We start from the raw sequence: 18,217 nt of genomic DNA on the forward strand, positions 1-18,217 counted from the left end.
CTCACACGCCGGCGGGGCTGGAACAGCTAGACGTAGCGTTCCAGGATCGAGGACTCCGCCAGGCGGGAGAGGCCTTCGCGGACGCTGCGGGCGCGGGCCTCGCCGACGCCGTCCACCGTCTGCAGGTCATCGACGCTCGCGGCGAGCAGCTTCTGCAGCCCGCCGAAGTGCTCCACGAGCCGCTCGATGATCGCGCCCGGCAGCCTCGGCACCTTCGCCAGCAGCCGGTACCCGCGCGGCGACACCGCCGAGTCCAGCGTCTCCGGCGAGCCCGTGTACCCCAGGGCCCGCGCCACGATCGCCAGCTCCAGCAGCTCCGGGTGCGTCAGCGCGTCCAGCTCCGCCAGCGCCTCGTCCACCGTGCGGGAACGCTTCGCCGTCGGCTCCGGCACGTAGTCCCGGATGACCAGCTCCCGCTCCTGCTCGATCCCGACCGTCAGCTCGTCCAGCTGCAGCGACAGCAGTCGCCCGTCCGTGCCCAGTTCGACCACGTACTCGGCGATTTCCGTCGCGATCCGGCGGACCATTTCCAGCCGCTGCGCGACCGCCGTCACGTCGCGGACCGTGACCAGGTCCTCGATCTCCAGCGCCGACAGCGTGCCCGCGACCTCGTCGAGACGCAGCTTGTACCGCTCCAGCGTCGCCAGCGCCTGGTTCGCCCGCGACAGGATCGCCCCGGACTCCTCCAGGACCCGCCGCTCCCCGTCCACGTACAGCGCGATCAGCCGCATCGACTGCGACACCGACACCACCGGGAAGCCGCACTGCTTGGAGACGCGGTCGGCCGTACGGTGGCGCGTGCCGGTCTCCTCCGTCGGGATCGACGCGTCCGGCACCAGCTGCACCCCGGCCCGCAGGATCTTGGTGATGTCCTTGTCGAGGATGAGCGCGCCGTCGAGCTTGCACAGCTCGCGCAGCCGGGTCGCGGTGAACTCCACGTCCAGGACGAAGCCGCCCGTGCACATGGCCTCGACGCTCTTGTCCATACCGAGGACGATGAGCCCGCCGGTGTTGCCGCGAACGATCCGCTCCAAGCCGTCACGCAGCGGCTGACCAGGTGCGACCGCGCTCAGCGAGGCGCGCATCATGGCCTCCTGCTTGGAGCTCGCGCCCGACTTCCCGGATGCTGCTGCCCCGTCCTTGGCTGCCACTGCACTCCTCCGGTCGCGGGTTGCGCCGCCCAGCGCCGCGGGCACGAGGGCGTGCGTACGGCCGGGCGGACCAGCACAAAGTCTACCGGCGCGCGCCGCGGCCCCGCCGTGGCTTGGGCAGGTACGGCCCGGCCGGGCCCCGTACGGACCCCCTGACCAGGGGATCGTCCCCCGGGGCGGCCCCGCCCGGGCCGGCTACTCCGCGGACCGATCCCGGGCGGGCGTACGGGAGCGGCCGCGCGGCAACACCCGTAGCGCGTCGCCCACGTCGGCCACCTCGACGACCTTCATCCCGGGCGGCACCTTCCCCGGATCCACCGGGACCAGCGCGTGCGTGAACCCCAGCCGGTGCGCCTCCGCGAGCCGCCGCTGCACCCCGGTCACCCGCCGCACCTCACCGGCCAGGCCGACCTCGCCGATCGCCACGAGGTTCTTCGGCAGCGGCACGTCACTGGCGGCAGAGGCCAGTGCGAGGGCGATCGCCAGGTCGGCCGCCGGCTCCGTGAGCTTCACCCCGCCCACGGTGGCGCTGTAGATGTCGCGCTTGCCGAGCGCCGTGATCCGGCCGCGCTGCTCCAGCACCGCCAGCATCATCGACACGCGCGAGGTCTCCAGACCCGAGGTCGTGCGCCGGGGGGAGGGGATCTGGGAGTCCACGGTCAGCGCCTGCACCTCGGCGACCAGCGGACGCTTCCCCTCCAGGGTCACCGTCAGGCAGGTGCCCGGGACTGCCTCGGCCCGCCGGGTCAGGAACAGCCCGCTCGGGTCGGCGAGCCCGGTGATCCCCTCGTCGTGCAGCTCGAAGCAGCCGACCTCGTCGGTGGCCCCGTACCGGTTCTTGATGCCGCGCACCAGCCGCAGCCGGGCGTGCCGGTCGCCCTCGAAGCTCAGCACCACGTCGACGAGGTGCTCCAGCAGGCGGGGACCGGCGATGGCCCCGTCCTTGGTCACGTGGCCGACGAGGAGCGTGGCCATCCCGCGCTCCTTGGAGGCCCGGATCAGCGCGCCGGCCACCTCGCGCACCTGGGCCATGCCGCCGGGCGCGCCGTCGATCTCGGGGGAGGCGACGGTCTGTACGGAGTCCAGGATCAGCAGGGAGGGCTTCACGGCGTCGAGATGCCCGAGGACGGCGGACAGATCGGTCTCGGCCGCCAGGTAGAGGTGGTCGTTCAGCGCGTTGATCCGGTCGGCCCGCAGGCGCACCTGGCTCGCCGACTCCTCGCCCGTCACGTACAGCGTGCGGTGCTCGTCGCTGGCCGCCTTCGCGGCGACGTCCAGAAGCAGGGTCGACTTGCCGACGCCCGGCTCGCCGGCGAGCAGCACGACGGCTCCGGGCACGAGTCCGCCGCCGAGGACGCGGTCCAGCTCGTCCACGCCGGTGCTGCGGGCGGTCGCGGTCCGGCCGTCGACCTGCGCGATCGGCAGGGCGGCGGTCGAGACCCGGCCGGCGGCAGTGGTCCGCACGGCGGGCGCGCCCATCTCCTCCACCGTGCCCCAGGCCTGGCACTCGGGACAGCGGCCGAGCCACTTGGCGGTCGTCCAGCCGCAGTCGGTGCAGCGGTAGGACGGCCGGTCCTTGGCGGATGAACGAGCGGTACGGGCAGCCATGCCGTTCACGGTAACCGCCCGCACCGACAGGCCGGACCGGGGTGCCGGTCGCGGGGTGCGGCCCGTGGGCTGCGAGGGTGATCCCATGGACCTGTCCGACGGGGGATCCCCCTGCGACACCGACGCGACCGGAGCACATGGAGCACCCGGAGCGACCGTCGCGGACGTGGCCGGGCGTTTCCCCGGCCGCCGCTCCGCCGCGGACCTCGCGGCGTTCCTCGTCCGCGCGGGCTGGAGTTCGCGGTCCTCCTCCTGGGAGGGGTACGAGGTGGAGAGCCCGCTGGCCCGGCTGGAGATCGAACCGGCCGACGACGGCGGCCTCCTCCACGGCCAGGCCGACGCCGGCCGGCTCGACGCGCTCACCGCCGTGCTGTCCGCGCGAGGCCTCCCCTTCTCCGTGGAGTTCTACGGGGAGGACGGCACCCTGCTGCGCGAGGTGCGCGTGGGACCCGCCGGCCTCGCGAGCTCACCGAGCCCAGCGAGCCCAGCGAGCTCACCGAGCCCAGCGGTCCCGCCAAGCCCACCCGTCCCACCGAGCCCACCGGTCCTACCGCGTCAGGGCATGCGTCAGCGCCTCACCGATCTGTTCACCCGTAAGGGCTAAAAGTGGCGAAGGCTTCCAGGGCGTCACCGGCGTGCCGCCTACGGTCGCCAGGTGAACAGCAGCCACCAGGCACACTCCTCAGCGCACACCGGCGCACACCGGGCGCACGGGCGCACGCCCCGCGAGGCCGAGCAGCCGCCGCCGTTCCGGCACGAGCCCTACCTGGACGGCCTGTTCACGTACTGCCTGTCGGTCCTGTGCGACCACGACACCGCGACCGACGTGCTCGGGGACGTCCTCGCCGTGGCCGAGCGGCATCCCGGACGCTGCCCCGACGAGGGGGACCGGCGCGCCTGGCTCTACGCACTCGCCCGCTGGGGCTGCCTGCACCGGCTGGCCGAACAGCGGCGCGCGCGCCAGGGAGCGCATTCCGCCCGGCGCGCGCCGGAGCACGCATGGCACGACCGTGCGCCGGGTGATGACCCGCAGCCCGACCCCGGCAAGGACGCCCACCGGCCCCTTGACGTGAGCGCCTACCGCCGTACCGAACTGGCCCGGCTCGCCTGGCCCGAGGCCGCCGGCACCACACCCGAACAGCGCGAGGCCCTCGAACTCGCCGTCCGCCACCGCCTCGGCGTCCCCGAACTCGCCGCCGTCCTCGGTACCCCGCCGGCCGCCGCCCGCGAACTGCTCTCCGGCGCCGCCTGCGAGGTGGAGCGCACCCGCGCCGCCCTCGCCGTCGTGGAGACCGGCAACTGCCCCAGCGTCTCCCGGCTCACCGGCGACGACGGCGACGGCAACGTCCTGCTCTCCAGCACCCTGCGCGCCGAACTCGTCCGCCACGTCGACGACTGCCCCCGATGCCGCCGCGCCGCCGAACGCGCCGGCGCCGCGGGCCCCTGGCCCGGCTCCGGCGGCATCAACACCGCCGCGCTCCCCCTCGTACCCGCCCCCCGGACCGCCGTCCACGCCGCGATGCTCCGCTCCGCCCGGGGCCGCGGCCGCGGGCCCGCCCCACGCTTCGACCGCACCGGCTTCCCCATGGACCCCAAGGACCGCGCGGCCCGCCGGGACCGGCTGCGCGCCCGGGTGGTGACCACCACCGTGGTGGCCACCGTCGTGGCCGCCCCGGTCATCGCCCTGTGGGCGGCGTACCGCGGCGGCCCCGGCACCGACGAACCCGCCGGCGGCGACTCCACCCGTATCTCCGCCAGCGAGTCCGAACTCCCGGACGCGCGGACCGACGGCCGCCCGCTGACCGCCTACGAGAACGCCGGGAACGCCGCCACCACCACCAGCGGCCCCGGCTTCGCCCAGAGCGACACCACCTCCGACGTCTCCGTCGAGGTCATCAGCACCGGCCCGCTCGCGAGCCCCGACCACACCGGCGACCCCGGCCGCCTCACCGTGGCCGCCTCCGCCCAGGGCGCCACCACCCTGCTCACCCTCACCGCCACCGGCGGCGCCCCCGTGGACTGGCGGCTCTGGTCCGACGCCCCCTGGCTGCGCGCGAGCCGGACCGCGGGCACGCTGTCCCCAGGAGAATCGGTCACCCTGCGGATCACCGTCGACCCCGAGGGCCAGCCCGTCGGAGCCTGGACCGCCCGGGTCGGGATCGACCCGAGCGGCGCCGTGGTCTCCATCCGGGGCCGCGGCCGCCCCGCGGCGACACCCGCGCCCACCCCGGACCCGACGCAGCCGCCGACCCCGACGCCCTCGCCGGACCCGACGCAGCCGTCCACCCCGCCGCCGTCCCCGACGGAGCCGACGGCCCCGCCGCAGTCCCCGACGCCCGACCCGAGCCCGACGGAGGGGTCAGGCGGAACGGTTTCCCCCACCCCGGAACCGGCCCCGTCGGCCTCGCCGGGCCCCTGAGCGGTCTGCGGTCAGGCAGGATCCGCGGGGTGCGGCGCCATCGGCAGCAGCGAGGCCAGCCGCGCCTCGCACAGCTTCACGAGCTCCTCGTAACCCTCCTTGCCCATCAGCTCCGTCAGCTCGGGGCGGTACGACACGTACACCGGCTCGCCGGCACCGTGCGCGGAGGTCGCCGACGTGCACCACCAGTGCAGGTCATGGCCGCCCGGCCCCCAGCCGCGGCGGTCGTACTCACCGATCGACACCTGCAGCACGCGCGTGTCGTCCGGCCGGTCGATCCACTCGTACGTCCGCCGGATCGGCAGCTGCCAGCAGACGTCGGGCTTGGTCTCCAGCGGCTCCCGGCCCTCCTTCACCGCGAGGATGTGGAGCGAGCAGCCCGCCCCGGCGGGGAACCCCGGCCGGTTCAGGAAGATGCACGCGCCGTCCCAGCGGCGGGTCTGCTTCTCCCCGTCGTCGTCGTTCTGCGTCCATCCGCTCTCGCTGCCGACATCGTGGAACTGCCACAGCTCGGGCGTCAGCCGGGCCACGTGCTGCGCGACGCGCTTCTCGTCGTCCTCGTCGGAGAAGTGCGCGCCGAGCGTGCAGCAGCCGTCGTCGGCCCGGCCCGCCTGGATGCCCTGGCAGCCGCTGCCGAAGATGCAGGTCCAGCGCGACGTCAGCCAGGTCAGGTCACAGCGGAAGACCTGCTCGTCGTCGGCGGGGTCGGGGAACTCCACCCAGGCGCGGGGGAAGTCGAGCCCCTTCTCGTCGGCCGCGACCACGGCCTTGGCCTTGCCGCCCTTGGCCTTGCTCTTGACGGTGTCCTTGCCCGTGTCCTTCTGCGACCGGGTCTTGTTGGCCTTCTTCGTATTTGGCACAAACCCAAGCCTATGCGCCCCTTACACAACCCCCGAGTCTTCCTCGCAGTAGCGTTTCCCCCTATGAGACTCGGTGTGCTGGATGTGGGTTCGAATACGGTCCATCTGCTGGTGGTGGACGCGCACCCCGGCGCGCGCCCGCAGCCGGCGCACTCGCACAAGGTGGAGATGAGGCTGGCGGAGCTGCTCGACGAGCACGGCGCCGTCACCCCCGAAGGCGTCGAGCGACTCGTCTCGGTGATCGGCGCCGCGGTCCAGGCCGCCGAGGACAAGGGCTGCGAGGACGTCCTCCCCTTCGCGACCAGCGCCGTACGCGAGGCCACGAACGCGGACGAGGTCCTCGCGCGGGTCAAGGCCGAGACCGGCGTCGACCTGCCGGTGCTGAGCGGCGAGGACGAGGCGCGGCTCACCTTCCTCGCGGCCCGCCGCTGGTTCGGCTGGTCCGCCGGCAAACTGCTGGTCCTGGACATCGGCGGCGGTTCGCTGGAGATCGCGTACGGCATCGACGAGGACCCGGACGCGGCCGTCTCCCTCCCGCTGGGCGCGGGCCGCCTCACCTCGGGCTGGCTCCCGGGCGACCCGCCGGACGCGCTGGACATCAGGGCGCTGCGGCGGCACGTGCGGGCGGAGATCGCCCGCACGGTCCGCGAGTTCAGCCGCTTCGGCGCGCCGGACCACGTGGTGGCGACCTCGAAGACCTTCAAGCAGCTGGCCCGCATCGCGGGCGCGGCCCGCTCGGCGGACGGCCTGTACGTGCAGCGGGACCTGAGCCGCAAGTCCCTGGAGGAATGGGTCCCGCGCCTGGCGGCGATGACCACGTCCCAGCGGTCGGCCCTCCCGGGCGTCTCGGAGGGCCGGGCGCACCAGCTCCTGGCGGGAGCCCTGGTCGCGGAGGGCGCGATGGACCTCTTCGGCGTGGAGGAACTGGAGATCTGCCCGTGGGCCCTGCGCGAGGGCGTGATCCTGCGCAGGCTGGACCACATGCCGGCCCCGGAGGCGTAGGGGTCGGGCGGGGGCTTCGGGGGCGGGGCCGGCCGCCCCGGGGCGACCGGCCCGCGGCCCCACCCCCGGAGGGGACCCGCCTCCGTGGTCGCCGTCACGGTCAGGTGCCGTCCCGGGCCCGTACCCTGTCCTCGTGGCAGAACCAGTCCGTGTCCCGACCGCGAAAGTCGCCCTATCCACCGCCTCCGTCTATCCGGAGTCCACGGCGACCGCCTTCGAGATCGCCGCGCGCCTCGGTTACGACGGCGTCGAGGTGATGGTCTGGACGGATCCGGTCAGTCAGGACGTCGACGCCCTGCGCCGGCTGTCGGACCACCACGGGGTGCCGATCCTGGCCGTGCACGCGCCCTGCCTCCTGATCACCCAGCGGGTCTGGTCCACCGATCCGTGGACCAAGCTGCAGCGGGCCCAGGCCGCGGCCGAGCGGCTCGGGGCGAGCACCGTGGTCGTGCACCCGCCGTTCCGCTGGCAGCGCCAGTACGCGCGGGACTTCGTCACCGGCATCTGGCGGATGGCCGACGAGACCGACGTCCGGTTCGCCGTGGAGAACATGTACCCCTGGCGCTACCGCGACCGCGAGATGCTCGCCTACGCCCCCGAGTGGGACGTGACGAAGGACGACTACCGGCACTTCACCGTCGACCTGTCGCACACCGCGACCGCCCGTACCGACGCCACCGCGATGATCGACCGGATGGGCGACCGGCTCGCGCACATCCACCTCGCCGACGGGAACGGGTCGGCCAAGGACGAGCACCTGGTCCCGGGCCGCGGTACGCAGCCGTGCGCCGAGCTGCTGGAGGGCCTCGCGCGGACCTCGTTCGACGGGCACGTGGTGATCGAGGTGAACACCCGCCGGGCGATGTCCTCCGCCGAGCGCGAGGCCGATCTCGCCGAGGCGCTGGCCTTCACCCGCCTGCACCTCGCGACCACCCCCACCACCCCGGCCACCCCCACCCAGCGAGACAAGGCCCGCCGGCCGTGACCGACACCCCGGACGCCCCCAAACCGCGCCGCCGCGGCCCCGGCCGCCCCCGCCAGGACGAGGCCGACGACGGCCCCGGCACCCCGGAGCGCATCCGGCTCGCCGCCCGGGAGGTGTTCGCCGAGCGTGGCTACGACAAGACGTCCGTACGCGGCATCGCGAAGGTCGCCGGCGTCGACCCGGCGCTGGTGCACCACTACTTCGGCAGCAAGGACGACCTGTTCGCCGCCGCCATCGAGGTCAGCATCGAGCCCGCCCTGGTGGTCCCCGCGATCATCGGCGAAGGCCCGGACGGCATCGGCGAGCGCCTCGCCCGCTACTTCCTGGGCGTCTGGGAGAACCCGGTCACCCGGGTGCCGCTGCTCGCCGTGATCCGCTCGGCGCTCACGCACGAGGCCGCCGCCAAGGTGCTGCGCCAGCTGGTGCTGCGGCGGCTGCTGGAGCGCGTCGCCGCCGACCTCGACGTCCCCGACCCCACCTTCCGCGCCGAGCTCGCCGCCTCCCACATGGTGGGCATCGCGATCCTGCGCTACGTGGTCCAGGTGGAGCCCCTCGCCTCCGCCGACCCGGAGAAGATCGTGGCTCTGGTGGCGCCCACGCTCCAGCGGTACCTGACCGAGGAATGAGCCCACCGTCCCGGCATCCGGACGCGGTGTCCGGATCGCGGGCGGTGGGCGTAGCCTCGTATCTGAGCCATATCCGCAGTCGCGGCTGACCGTACAGCCGCACTCATGGGGAGTGAAACAGCATGCCCGAGCTGAGGTCCCGCACCGTCACCCACGGCCGCAACATGGCAGGCGCGCGTGCGCTGATGCGCGCGTCGGGCGTAGCGAGCGCGGACATCGGCAAGCCGATCGTCGCGGTCGCCAACTCCTTCACCGAGTTCGTGCCCGGTCACACCCACCTGGCGCCGGTCGGCCGCATCGTCTCCGACGCCATCCGGGCCGCGGGTGCGATCCCGCGCGAGTTCAACACGATCGCGGTCGACGACGGCATCGCCATGGGCCACGGCGGCATGCTGTACTCCCTCCCCTCCCGCGACCTGATCGCGGACTCGGTCGAGTACATGGTCGAGGCGCACTGCGCCGACGCGCTGATCTGCATCTCCAACTGCGACAAGATCACCCCCGGCATGCTGATGGCCGCCATGCGCCTCAACATCCCGGTCGTCTTCGTCTCGGGCGGCCCGATGGAGGCCGGCCAGGCCACGCTCGTCGACGGCACCGTCCGCAAGCTCGACCTGATCGACGCGATGGTCGACGCCTCGAACGAGAACGTCTCCGACGCCGACGTGCTGCGCATCGAGGAGAACGCCTGTCCCACCTGCGGCTCCTGCAGCGGCATGTTCACCGCCAACTCGATGAACTGCCTCGCCGAGGCCATCGGCCTGGCCCTCCCGGGCAACGGCTCGGTCCTCGCCACGCACACCGCCCGCCGCGCCCTGTACGAGGACGCCGGCCGCACGGTCGTGGAGATCACCAAGCGCTACTACGAGGACGGCGACGAGTCCGTCCTGCCGCGCAGCATCGCCACCCGCGAGGCCTTCGAGAACGCCATGGCCCTCGACATCGCGATGGGCGGCTCCACGAACACGATCCTGCACCTGCTGGCCGCCGCGCAGGAAGCGGGCCTGGACTACGACCTCACCGACATCGACGCCGTCTCGCGCCGCGTCCCCTGTCTGGCCAAGGTCGCGCCGAACGTCGCCCCGGGCGGCACGTACTACATGGAGGACATCCACCGCGCCGGCGGCATCCCCGCCATCCTCGGCGAGCTGCACCGCGGCGGTCTCCTCAACAAGGACATCAACACCGTCCACTCCGACGGTCTGGAGGACTGGCTCGCCAAGTGGGACGCCCGCTCCGGCACGGCCACCGAGACGGCCATGGAGCTGTGGCACGCGGCCCCCGGCTGCGAGCGCTCCGCGACCGCCTTCTCCCAGTCCAAGCGCTGGGAGACCCTGGACCTCGACGCCGAGGGCGGCTGCATCCGCTCGGTGCAGCACGCGTACTCCAAGGACGGCGGCCTCGCCGTGCTGCGCGGCAACATCGCCGAGGACGGCTGCGTCGTGAAGACCGCCGGTGTCGACGAGTCCATCTGGACCTTCGAGGGCCCGGCCGTCGTCTGCGAGTCCCAGGACGAGGCCGTCGACAAGATCCTCTCCAAGCAGATCAAGGAGGGCGACGTCGTCGTCATCCGCTACGAGGGCCCGCGCGGCGGCCCCGGTATGCAGGAGATGCTCTACCCGACCTCCTTCCTCAAGGGCCGCGGCCTCGGCAAGTCCTGCGCCCTGGTCACGGACGGCCGCTTCTCCGGCGGAACCTCGGGCCTGTCCATCGGCCACGCCTCCCCGGAGGCGGCCTCGGGCGGCACCATCGCGGTCGTCGAGGACGGCGACCGGATCCGCATCGACATCCCGAACCGGTCGATCGAGGTCCTCGTCGACGAGGCCACCCTGGCGGCCCGCCACGCGGCCCTCGGCGGCGTTTACGCCCCGAAGAACCGTGAGCGCAAGGTCTCCGCGGCCCTGCGTGCCTACGCCGCGATGGCCACCAGCGCCGACAAGGGCGCGGTCCGCGACGTCTCCCTCCTGGGCGGCTGACGACCGGCCCCGCAGGTGTCTCCGCCGGCGCCCCCGCACCCTCCGGTGCGGGGGCGCCGCCGTTTCACCACCCGCCCGGATCCCCCGCCCCCACCGCGAACACCGTCCCGTCGGGCGCACCGGCGAACAGCCGCCCGCCGCCGACCACGGGCGCCGGCAGGGTGGAGGTGTAGCCCTGCTCACCCCGCAGCCTGGGCTTCGTCTGGCCCAGGAGCCGGCCCCCGCCGTCGACGGCCAGCACCCGTCCGTCCGACGAGGCCACATGGATCCTGCCCTCGTGGACCACCGGCCGCGAGCCCACGGCCACGCCCGTCTCCAGCCGCCATTCCTCACGCTCCGCCCCCACCGCGGCCAGGGCGCCCGACGTACCGAAGACGTACACCCGGCCCTCGGGGCCGACCGTGGCCTGGGCCTCCAGCAACGGTGCCGACAGGGGGATCCGGTGGACGGCCCGCGTCGCGAGGTCCACCCGTACGACCGCCCTGGTCACGGCGCCGGACGCGGACCGTGTGTCGCCCTCCAGCAGGTAGAGCGCGCCGGCCGTCGCGCCGACCGGTTCCAGCAGCGCCGCACCGCGGACCTGCCAGCGCACCGAGCCGTTCGCGGAGGAGACGGCGGAAACCTGCGTCGACTTCCCGTCCGCTCCCTGCGAGCAGAGGTACAGGTCGGCGCCGCCGGGCTGGTCCGGTCCGGCGAGCCACGCCGAGCCGGTTCCGCCGATGCGCTGCTCCCAGCGCGTGCTGCCGGTGGCAGCGTCGAGCATGGCTGCCTTCCCGTCCGGGCCGGTGACGAGCAGCAGACTCCCCACGGGAACCACCCGCCCACCCGCCGACAGGGTCCGCTTCCACCGCTGCGCCCCCGTCGCCGGGTCCAGGGCCTGCAGGACGGTCCCGTCGCCGTCCACCGCGAACACCAGCCCCGCGGCGTGCAGCGGGGTCGGATTCGGGGTCATCCGGGAGGCGGGGGCCGCTCCGTGCACGGACCAGACCACCGAGCCGTCGGCGGGGTCGAGCCGGGCGGCCGCCAGCCCGGGCCCCGAGCAGTAGAGGGCCCCGGCGGACCACGAGCAGGCCGGAACGGGATTGCCCCGGTCCCCTTCGCCCACGGGTACCGCCCAGGGCGGGCCGGCCCCCGCCCCGGGGCGCGGCCCGGTGGCCTCGGCGCGCACGGTGGAGTGCCCGGCCGGGTCCGCGTCCGTCCCGTACGCGAGGTAGCCGCCGAGCGCCCCGCCCGTCAGCAGCAAGGCGCCGCCGACCGACAGGGCCAGCCGCGACGGCCGCCGCCGCCGCGGGGCGGGCGCGGCGGGAGCGGGCCGGCCGGCGGCGATCCGGTCCCGCCGGTGGGTGGCCTCCTCCAGCCGGTCGGGCTCGCGCGGCCGGGGGATGAAGGCCCGGGTGTCCTCCGACGTCGGGTAGGCCAGCGCACGCAGGTCACTGATCAGGGTGTCGGGTGTCGGGCGGTCGGCGGGGTCCTTCGCGAGGCAGGATTCGACGACCGGTACCAGGGCCGTCGGCAGACCGGTCAGATCGGGGTCGTTGTGGACGACCTGATACGCCACCAGGTAGGGGCTGTCCGAGTCGAACGGCCCCCGCCCCGTCGCCGCGTGCACGAGTACGGCGCCCATCGCGAACACGTCCGCCGCGGGACCCACTTCCCTGGGCCGCTGGAACTGCTCGGGCGCCATGAAGGGCGGTGTCCCGATCAGCTTTCCGGTCTCCGTCCGCAGGTCGCTGTCGGTCGGCCGGGAGATCCCGAAGTCGATGACCCGCACCCCGTCGGGCGCCATCAGCACGTTGCTCGGTTTCAGATCCCGGTGCACCACACCGGCCCGGTGGATGTCCCGCAGCGCCTCCGCCAGTCCGGCGCCGAGCCGGGCCAGTTCGGCCGGTTCGAGCACCCGCTCGCGCACCCGCTCGGCGAGCGTCGGCGCGTCGATGAACAAGGTCGCCATCCAGGGCCGTTCGGCGTCCGGATCCGCGTCGACCACGGGCGCGGTGAACGCCCCGCTCACCAGGCGCGCCGCGGCGACCTCCTGCCGGAACCGGGCCCGGAACTCGGGATCCACCGCGTGTTCGGGATGCACGATCTTGACGGCGAGTTTCAGCCCCGAGGCGGAGGTGGCGAGGTGGACGACGCCCATACCGCCCGAACCCAGGACGGATTCCAGCCGGTACTGTCCGGCGTACTCCGGAAAGCCCGCCCGATCCCTGTGCAGCGACTGCACCGCTGACCACCCCCGCCGGAGCCTAGTCGATGGCACCTCGGAATCTCCAAGGTCCTGCTACCCTGCGCGAGTTGCGCAGAGCAACACTCAGGGGGGAGTTTTCGCATGTCCGAAAAGAGTGAGTCCGGTCAGGCCCAGAGCCTCGCCGCGGGGTCCGGTTTCCAGACCTTCCCGGTCGCTCCCGGATACCGGGTGAACGTCCGCAGCGGTCCGGGCACCAGCTACTCCATCGTCAAGGTCCTGCCGTACGACTCGTACGTCTCGATCCGCTGCCAGGGCGCCGGTACGACGGTCTCCGGTCCGTACGGCACGACCGACATCTGGGACTGCATCGGCAACGGCCAGTTCGTCTCGGACGCCTACGTCAGGACGGGCAGCGACGGCTACGTGGCCACGCGCTGCTGACCTTTCACGGGCGACCCCGTAGGCCCGCACCCCTCCGGGTTCACACACCGCGTCGGACCGCCCGGGGGGCGAGGTCTGGAGCGGGGGCAGGGGTATCCCTCGCACCCGCCCCGACCCGACACGTCTGACACGTCTGACACGTGAGACACACCGGGCCCGACCGGCCCGGCGAGGGATAATCGCTGATGTGAGCGACGACCAGCGAGACAAGACCCCCGCCGAGCCGGCTGCACAGGCCGCGGTGCCCGCCGGCCCGCAGCCCGAGCCGATCCCGTTCTTCGGCACCACCTGGGTCGAGCACGACGGCGGCTACGCCCTGCGCCGGGTCGGCCTCGCCATCGGCTCGCTGGCCACCGCCGTCGCCTCCGCGCTGATGCTGCGCTTCGCCTACGAGGGCCTGGAGATCGGCAACGTCGGCCCCTTCCTCAGCATCTCGGTCGTCGTCCTCTTCGCGATCGCCAGCTCCATCGCCTTCACCAGGACCTGGGCCTCCTACAGCCGCCGCCCGGCCCCGTCCTCCGACGAGGCCGCCCTCAAGGGCCTGAAGGCGATCGGTTTCATCGGCTCCCTGATCGCGTACTTCCTGCGCTGCCTCGGAGAGGCGCCGGGCGAGAAGCTCCGCCGCGCGGAGTACGAGAGCGCCCGGGCCGAATACGCCCGCCGCCGCAGCACCCGTACGGGCAACCCGGCCGCCCGACGGCCCAAGCGCAAGAAGTAGTCCCGCGGGGCGGCGGCCACGAGCCCGTCCACCCCCGCGTCCCTCCCGGAGATTGACGTCCCGGCACCGCCAGGAGCATTATTCATCACATGATGAATAACCAGGCCGAGGAAGCCCCGGCCGCCGTCCACGCCCATGACCTCACCGTCCGGCGCGGCACCGGCCGCACCCCCCGCACCGTCCTCGACTCCATCGCCTTCGACGTCCCCCGCGGCCGCATCACCGGCCTCCTCGGCCCCTCCGGCTGCGGAAAATCCACCCTCATGCGCGCCATCGTCGGCACCCAGGCCCACGTCACCGGCACCCTCGACGTCCTCGGCCACCCCGCCGGCCACCCCCGGCTCCGCTCCCGCATCGGCTACGTCACCCAGGCCCCCAGCGTCTACGACGACCTCACCGTCCGGCAGAACCTCGACTACTTCGCCGCCGTCCTCGACCCCGGCCGCGCCGCCGCCGACCGCCGAGCCGCCGCCGTCACCCGCGCCATCACCGACGTCGACCTCACCAGCCGCGCCGGCGCCCTCGCCGGCAACCTCTCCGGCGGCCAGCGCAGCCGCGTCTCCCTCGCCGTCGCCCTGCTCGGCACCCCCGAGCTCCTGGTCCTCGACGAACCCACCGTCGGCCTCGACCCCGTCCTGCGCCGCGACCTGTGGAAACTCTTCCACGACATCACCGCCGCCCGCGGCGCGACGATCCTCGTCTCCTCCCACGTCATGGACGAGGCCGAACGCTGCCACGACCTGCTCCTCATGCGCGAGGGCCGCATCCTCGCCCAGGACACCCCCGACGCACTGCGCACCCGAACCCACGCCACCACCGTCGAAGCGGGCTTCCTGCGCCTCGTCGACGAAGCCAACGCCGACGCCAACGCCGCCGCCTCCAACGTCACCGCCATCCGGGAGCAGACCCGATGAACGCCGCCCGCACCACCGCCACCGCCGCCCGCGTCCTGCGCCAGCTCCGCCACGACCCGCGCTCCATCGCGCTGATGCTCCTGGTCCCCGTACTGATGCTCACCCTGCTGCGCTTCGTCTTCGACGGCAGCCCCGAGACGTTCGACGGCATCGGCGCCTCACTCCTCGGGATCTTCCCCCTCATCACCATGTTCCTGGTGACCTCCATCGCCACACTCCGCGAACGCACCTCCGGAACCCTGGAACGCCTCCTCGCCATGCCCCTGGGCAAGGGCGACCTCATCGCCGGCTACGCCCTCGCCTTCGGCGCCGTCGCCGTCGTCCAGTCCGTCCTCGCCACCGGCCTCGCCGTCTGGGCCCTCGGCCTCGACGTCGTCGGATCCCCCTGGCTGCTCCTCCTCGTAGCCCTCCTCGACGCCCTCCTCGGCACCGCACTCGGACTCTTCGTCTCCGCCTTCGCCGCCTCCGAGTTCCAGGCCGTCCAGTTCATGCCGGCCGTGATCTTCCCCCAGCTCCTCCTCTGCGGACTCTTCGCCGCCCGCGACACCATGCACCCCGTCCTCGAAGGCCTCTCCGACGTGCTGCCCATGTCCTACGCCGTCGACGGCATGACCCAGGTCCTCACCCACACCGACATGACCACCGACTTCGTCCGCGACGCCACCGTCGTCGCCGCCTGCGCCCTGCTCGTCCTCGCCCTCGGCGCGGTCACCCTCCGCCGCCGGACTCCTTGACTCCTACGGGCCTGACCGCACTGCGGACAGCACCGCCCCCCTCCCCGCCCGGGTGCAAGGATGAGGACGTATACGTAGCTCACGCGCAAGCACAGTTCGGCGAGGTGGATCGGGCATGACCCAGACAGTCGCAGTCCTCGGTACCGGCAAGATCGGCGAGGCCCTGCTCAGCGGAATGATCCGCGGCGGCTGGCCCGCCTCGAAGCTGCTCGTCACCGCCCGCCGCGCCGAACGGGCCGAGGAACTGCGCACCCGCTACGGGGTCGAGGCCGTCACCAACGCCGAGGCCGCCAAGCGCGCCGACACCCTCATCCTCACCGTCAAGCCCCAGGACATGGCCAAGCTCCTCGACGAGCTCGCCCCGCACGTCCCCGCCGACCGCCTGGTCATCAGCGGGGCCGCCGGCGTTCCCACGGCCTTCTTCGAGGAACGGCTCAGCCCCGGCACCCCCGTCGTCCGCGTCATGACGAACACCCCCGCCCTCGTCGACGAGGCCATGTCCGTCATCTCCGCCGGCAGCCACGCCACCGCGGCACACCTCGCCCACACCGAGGAGATCTTCGGCAGCGTCGGCAAGACCCTGCGCGTCCCGGAGTCCCAGCAGGACGCGGCCACCGCCCTCTCCGGCTCCGGACCCGCCTACTTCTACTTCCTCGTCGAAGCCATGACCGACGCCGGCATCCTCCTCGGGCTGCCCCGCGCCCAGGCCCACGACCTGATCGTCCAGGCCGCCATCGGTGCCGCCGTCATGCTCCGCGACAGCGGCGAACACCCCGTCAAGCTCCGCGAGGCCGTCACCTCCCCGGCCGGCACGACCATCAACGCCATCGTCGAGCTGGAGAAGCACGGCGTACGCGCCGCCCTCATCGCCGCCCTCGAAGCGGCCCGCGACCGCAGCCGCGAGCTCGCCTCCGGCAACAGCTGAGCCACCCCGAAACGGCAAGGGGTCCCGCGGCACGCGGGACCCCCACCCGTCACGGCTCCAGCAGCCCGATGGCCCGGTACGCCCGGTCCACCACCGGCCGCGCCAGCTCCCTGGCCCGCCCGGCACCCTCCCGCAGCACCTTCTCCACCTGCGCCGGATCACCGGCCAGCTCCGCATGCCGCTCCTGTACGGGCCGCAGCACCTCGACCACCGCGTCGGCGACGTCCCGCTTCAGCGCCCCGTAGCCGCTGTACCCCTCGGCGAGCACGGCCGGATCACCCCCGGCACACGCCGCCAGGATGTCCAGCAGATTCGCGACCCCCGGCCGGGCCTCCCGGTCGTAGACCACCCCGTCGTCCCCGCTGTCGGTGACCGCCCGCATCACCTTCTTGCGCACGACCCCGGGCTCGTCGAGCAGATAGACGATCCCCGCCCCGCTCTCATGCGACTTCCCCATCTTCGACGTCGGGTCCTGCAGGTCCATCACCCGCGCGGCCACCTCCGGCAGCGTGGCCTTCGGGACGGTGAAGGTGTGCCCGTACCGCTGGTTGAACCGCACCGCCAGATCCCGGGTCAGCTCGACGTGCTGCCGCTGGTCCTCCCCGACGGGCACCTCCTGCGCGCCGTACGCCAGGATGTCGGCCGCCATCAGTACGGGATAGGTGAGCAGCGACAGCCGTACGCCCTCCCCGGAGACCTGCGCCTTCGCCGCCTTCTCCTTGTACTGGATCATGCGCCGCAGCTCCCCGTCGGTGGCGGTGCACTCCAGGAGGTACGCCAGGCGCGTGTGCTCGTCGACGTGGCTCTGCACGAAGAGCGTGCACCGCTGCGGATCCAGCCCGGCGGCCAGCAGGAGCGTCGCCGCCTGCCGGCTCAGCCTCCGTACGCGCGCGGGCTCGTGCTCGACGGTCAGCGCGTGCAGATCGACGACGCAGAACAGGGCGGACTCGGGTGTCAGATCGGCGGCGACCCACTGCCGTACGGCCCCCAGGTAGTTGCCCAGCGTCAGGTGTCCGGTGGGCTTGATCCCGCTGAAGATCCGCGTCGTCGTCATGTCCTGTTCTCCCTGTGTGTGAGTGGTGTCGGCGGCCACCGCGCCGGGCGACCGAGCCACTCCCGGGAGGGGAGAAACAGAAACGGCCGCCGAAGCGGCGGCCGTGAGCGCATGCGTGCTCGTGTGGAGGGTCGGCCGCCGTCAGGCGGCCCACCAGCGAAGGCTGGGCGTGAGCGCATGCGTAGTCATGGACCCAGCGTAGACCGGGGGAGCCGCGCCCGGCGGGAGTTTCGCGGATCCCGCGGGGCGGGTCGGCCAGGGGTTGACACAGGTGTGCCCGGTCCGTAAAGTTCTTCGAGTTGTCCGAAGTGAGCGCCGACCCCGGTCGGTCCCCGGACGGCCATCCCGCACTACACATTCGAACGAACGGCGCATTCCGTCGTCTCGTTTTCATGCGTATTTGCGAATGAGGAATCCGCGTTCCAGGACGCAGCCGCCGATTAGGTTCGGGGGCGAGGAATCCGCTACTGTCTCACTCGTCGAAAGGGCCCAACAGCCCGGAAGACAAACCCCGCTGACCGGGGGTCAGGCCCGAAAGGATCTGATAGAGTCGGAACCGCCGGAAAGGGAAACGCGAAAGCGAAAACCTGGAAAGCGCCGAGGAAGTCGGACACGA

16 protein-coding genes are annotated in these 18,217 nt (G+C 73.0%); 11 read left to right on the forward strand and 5 right to left on the reverse strand.

The genetic code is table 11. The features are described from left to right. Positions 1–26: 26 nt before the first annotated feature. Both disA and radA read right to left on the reverse strand, forming a co-directional pair. Positions 27–1,151, reverse strand: coding sequence for a DNA integrity scanning diadenylate cyclase DisA (gene disA, locus DEJ51_RS18745; protein WP_150258629.1), 1,125 nt, complete (start codon positions 1,149–1,151; stop codon positions 27–29). A gap of 195 nt (positions 1,152–1,346) precedes the next feature. Next, a complete protein-coding gene (gene radA / locus DEJ51_RS18750) occupies positions 1,347–2,759 on the reverse strand; it encodes a DNA repair protein RadA (RefSeq protein WP_150258630.1) in 1,413 nt (470 codons plus the stop codon). A gap of 85 nt (positions 2,760–2,844) precedes the next feature. Here radA and DEJ51_RS35575 point away from each other — a divergent pair, with 85 nt between their 5' ends. Together DEJ51_RS35575 and DEJ51_RS18760 are read left to right on the forward strand one after the other, a co-directional pair. Further along, positions 2,845–3,363 (forward strand): hypothetical protein, encoded by a 519-nt coding sequence (locus DEJ51_RS35575; RefSeq protein WP_190620476.1) that lies wholly within the window; start codon positions 2,845–2,847, stop codon positions 3,361–3,363. A 51-nt stretch (positions 3,364–3,414) separates the two neighbouring features. Then, positions 3,415–5,178 carry an RNA polymerase sigma factor gene (locus DEJ51_RS18760; protein ID WP_150258632.1) on the forward strand — a complete coding sequence of 588 codons (1,764 nt, stop codon included), beginning with the start codon at positions 3,415–3,417 and terminating at the stop codon, positions 5,176–5,178. 11 nt (positions 5,179–5,189) lie between these two features. On the opposite strand, the gene DEJ51_RS18765 is transcribed toward DEJ51_RS18760, so the two are convergent. Beyond that, positions 5,190–5,942, reverse strand: coding sequence for a hypothetical protein (locus DEJ51_RS18765; protein WP_223836189.1), 753 nt, complete (start codon positions 5,940–5,942; stop codon positions 5,190–5,192). 159 nt (positions 5,943–6,101) lie between these two features. Here DEJ51_RS18765 and DEJ51_RS18770 point away from each other — a divergent pair, with 159 nt between their 5' ends. From DEJ51_RS18770 to ilvD, 4 genes are all read left to right on the forward strand, one after another. Beyond that, positions 6,102–7,040, forward strand: a complete 939-nt coding sequence (locus tag DEJ51_RS18770) for a Ppx/GppA phosphatase family protein (protein WP_150258634.1) — start codon at positions 6,102–6,104, stop codon at positions 7,038–7,040. Positions 7,041–7,173: 133 nt separating this feature from the next. Next, positions 7,174–8,025, forward strand: coding sequence for a sugar phosphate isomerase/epimerase family protein (locus tag DEJ51_RS18775; protein WP_150258635.1), 852 nt, complete (start codon positions 7,174–7,176; stop codon positions 8,023–8,025). After that, positions 8,022–8,651, forward strand: a complete 630-nt coding sequence (locus DEJ51_RS18780; protein ID WP_150258636.1) for a TetR family transcriptional regulator — start codon at positions 8,022–8,024, stop codon at positions 8,649–8,651. Before DEJ51_RS18775 ends, DEJ51_RS18780 begins: the two co-directional genes overlap by 4 nt. Before the next feature lie 122 nt (positions 8,652–8,773). Beyond that, positions 8,774–10,627, forward strand: coding sequence for a dihydroxy-acid dehydratase (gene ilvD, locus DEJ51_RS18785; protein ID WP_150258637.1), 1,854 nt, complete (start codon positions 8,774–8,776; stop codon positions 10,625–10,627). 64 nt (positions 10,628–10,691) lie between these two features. Here ilvD and DEJ51_RS18790 read toward each other — a convergent pair whose 3' ends face one another. Then, on the reverse strand, positions 10,692–12,851 hold the full coding sequence (locus DEJ51_RS18790; protein WP_223835868.1) for a serine/threonine-protein kinase: 2,160 nt from the start codon (positions 12,849–12,851) through the stop codon (positions 10,692–10,694). 105 nt (positions 12,852–12,956) lie between these two features. Here DEJ51_RS18790 and DEJ51_RS18795 point away from each other — a divergent pair, with 105 nt between their 5' ends. The 5 genes from DEJ51_RS18795 to proC all read left to right on the forward strand — a co-directional run bounded on the left by DEJ51_RS18795 (position 12,957) and on the right by proC (position 16,547). Further along, the gene (locus tag DEJ51_RS18795; protein WP_150258638.1) at positions 12,957–13,256 is read left to right on the forward strand and encodes a peptidase; all 300 of its coding nucleotides are present in this window, start codon (positions 12,957–12,959) and stop codon (positions 13,254–13,256) included. Between the two features lie 187 nt (positions 13,257–13,443). After that, positions 13,444–13,974 (forward strand): hypothetical protein, encoded by a 531-nt coding sequence (locus DEJ51_RS18800; RefSeq protein ID WP_411757329.1) that lies wholly within the window; start codon positions 13,444–13,446, stop codon positions 13,972–13,974. Between the two features lie 89 nt (positions 13,975–14,063). Continuing rightward, positions 14,064–14,888 (forward strand): ABC transporter ATP-binding protein, encoded by an 825-nt coding sequence (locus DEJ51_RS18805; protein ID WP_150258639.1) that lies wholly within the window; start codon positions 14,064–14,066, stop codon positions 14,886–14,888. Beyond that, positions 14,885–15,622 (forward strand): ABC transporter permease, encoded by a 738-nt coding sequence (locus tag DEJ51_RS18810; protein WP_150258640.1) that lies wholly within the window; start codon positions 14,885–14,887, stop codon positions 15,620–15,622. Before DEJ51_RS18805 ends, DEJ51_RS18810 begins: the two co-directional genes overlap by 4 nt. A 115-nt stretch (positions 15,623–15,737) precedes the next feature. After that, positions 15,738–16,547 carry a pyrroline-5-carboxylate reductase gene (proC, locus tag DEJ51_RS18815; RefSeq protein ID WP_030733141.1) on the forward strand — a complete coding sequence of 270 codons (810 nt, stop codon included), beginning with the start codon at positions 15,738–15,740 and terminating at the stop codon, positions 16,545–16,547. 49 nt (positions 16,548–16,596) lie between these two features. Here proC and trpS read toward each other — a convergent pair whose 3' ends face one another. Continuing rightward, complete coding sequence (gene trpS, locus DEJ51_RS18820; RefSeq protein ID WP_150258641.1) at positions 16,597–17,601, reverse strand: tryptophan--tRNA ligase; 1,005 nt, start codon at positions 17,599–17,601, stop codon at positions 16,597–16,599. Between the last annotated feature and the right edge of the window lie 616 nt (positions 17,602–18,217).

Source organism: Streptomyces venezuelae (assembly GCF_008642275.1).
GTDB classification, from domain to species: domain Bacteria; phylum Actinomycetota; class Actinomycetes; order Streptomycetales; family Streptomycetaceae; genus Streptomyces; species Streptomyces venezuelae_E.

Coding starts and splice junctions, on each gene's coding strand:
- radA (WP_150258630.1), bottom strand. CDS start 2,759: ATGGCTGCCCGTACCGCTCGTTCATCCGCCAAGGACCGGCCGTCCTAC.
- DEJ51_RS35575 (WP_190620476.1), top strand. CDS start 2,845: ATGGACCTGTCCGACGGGGGATCCCCCTGCGACACCGACGCGACCGGA.
- DEJ51_RS18770 (WP_150258634.1), top strand. CDS start 6,102: ATGAGACTCGGTGTGCTGGATGTGGGTTCGAATACGGTCCATCTGCTG.
- ilvD (WP_150258637.1), top strand. CDS start 8,774: ATGCCCGAGCTGAGGTCCCGCACCGTCACCCACGGCCGCAACATGGCA.
- DEJ51_RS18795 (WP_150258638.1), top strand. CDS start 12,957: ATGTCCGAAAAGAGTGAGTCCGGTCAGGCCCAGAGCCTCGCCGCGGGG.
- DEJ51_RS18805 (WP_150258639.1), top strand. CDS start 14,064: ATGATGAATAACCAGGCCGAGGAAGCCCCGGCCGCCGTCCACGCCCAT.
- DEJ51_RS18810 (WP_150258640.1), top strand. CDS start 14,885: ATGAACGCCGCCCGCACCACCGCCACCGCCGCCCGCGTCCTGCGCCAG.
- proC (WP_030733141.1), top strand. CDS start 15,738: ATGACCCAGACAGTCGCAGTCCTCGGTACCGGCAAGATCGGCGAGGCC.
- trpS (WP_150258641.1), bottom strand. CDS start 17,601: ATGACGACGACGCGGATCTTCAGCGGGATCAAGCCCACCGGACACCTG.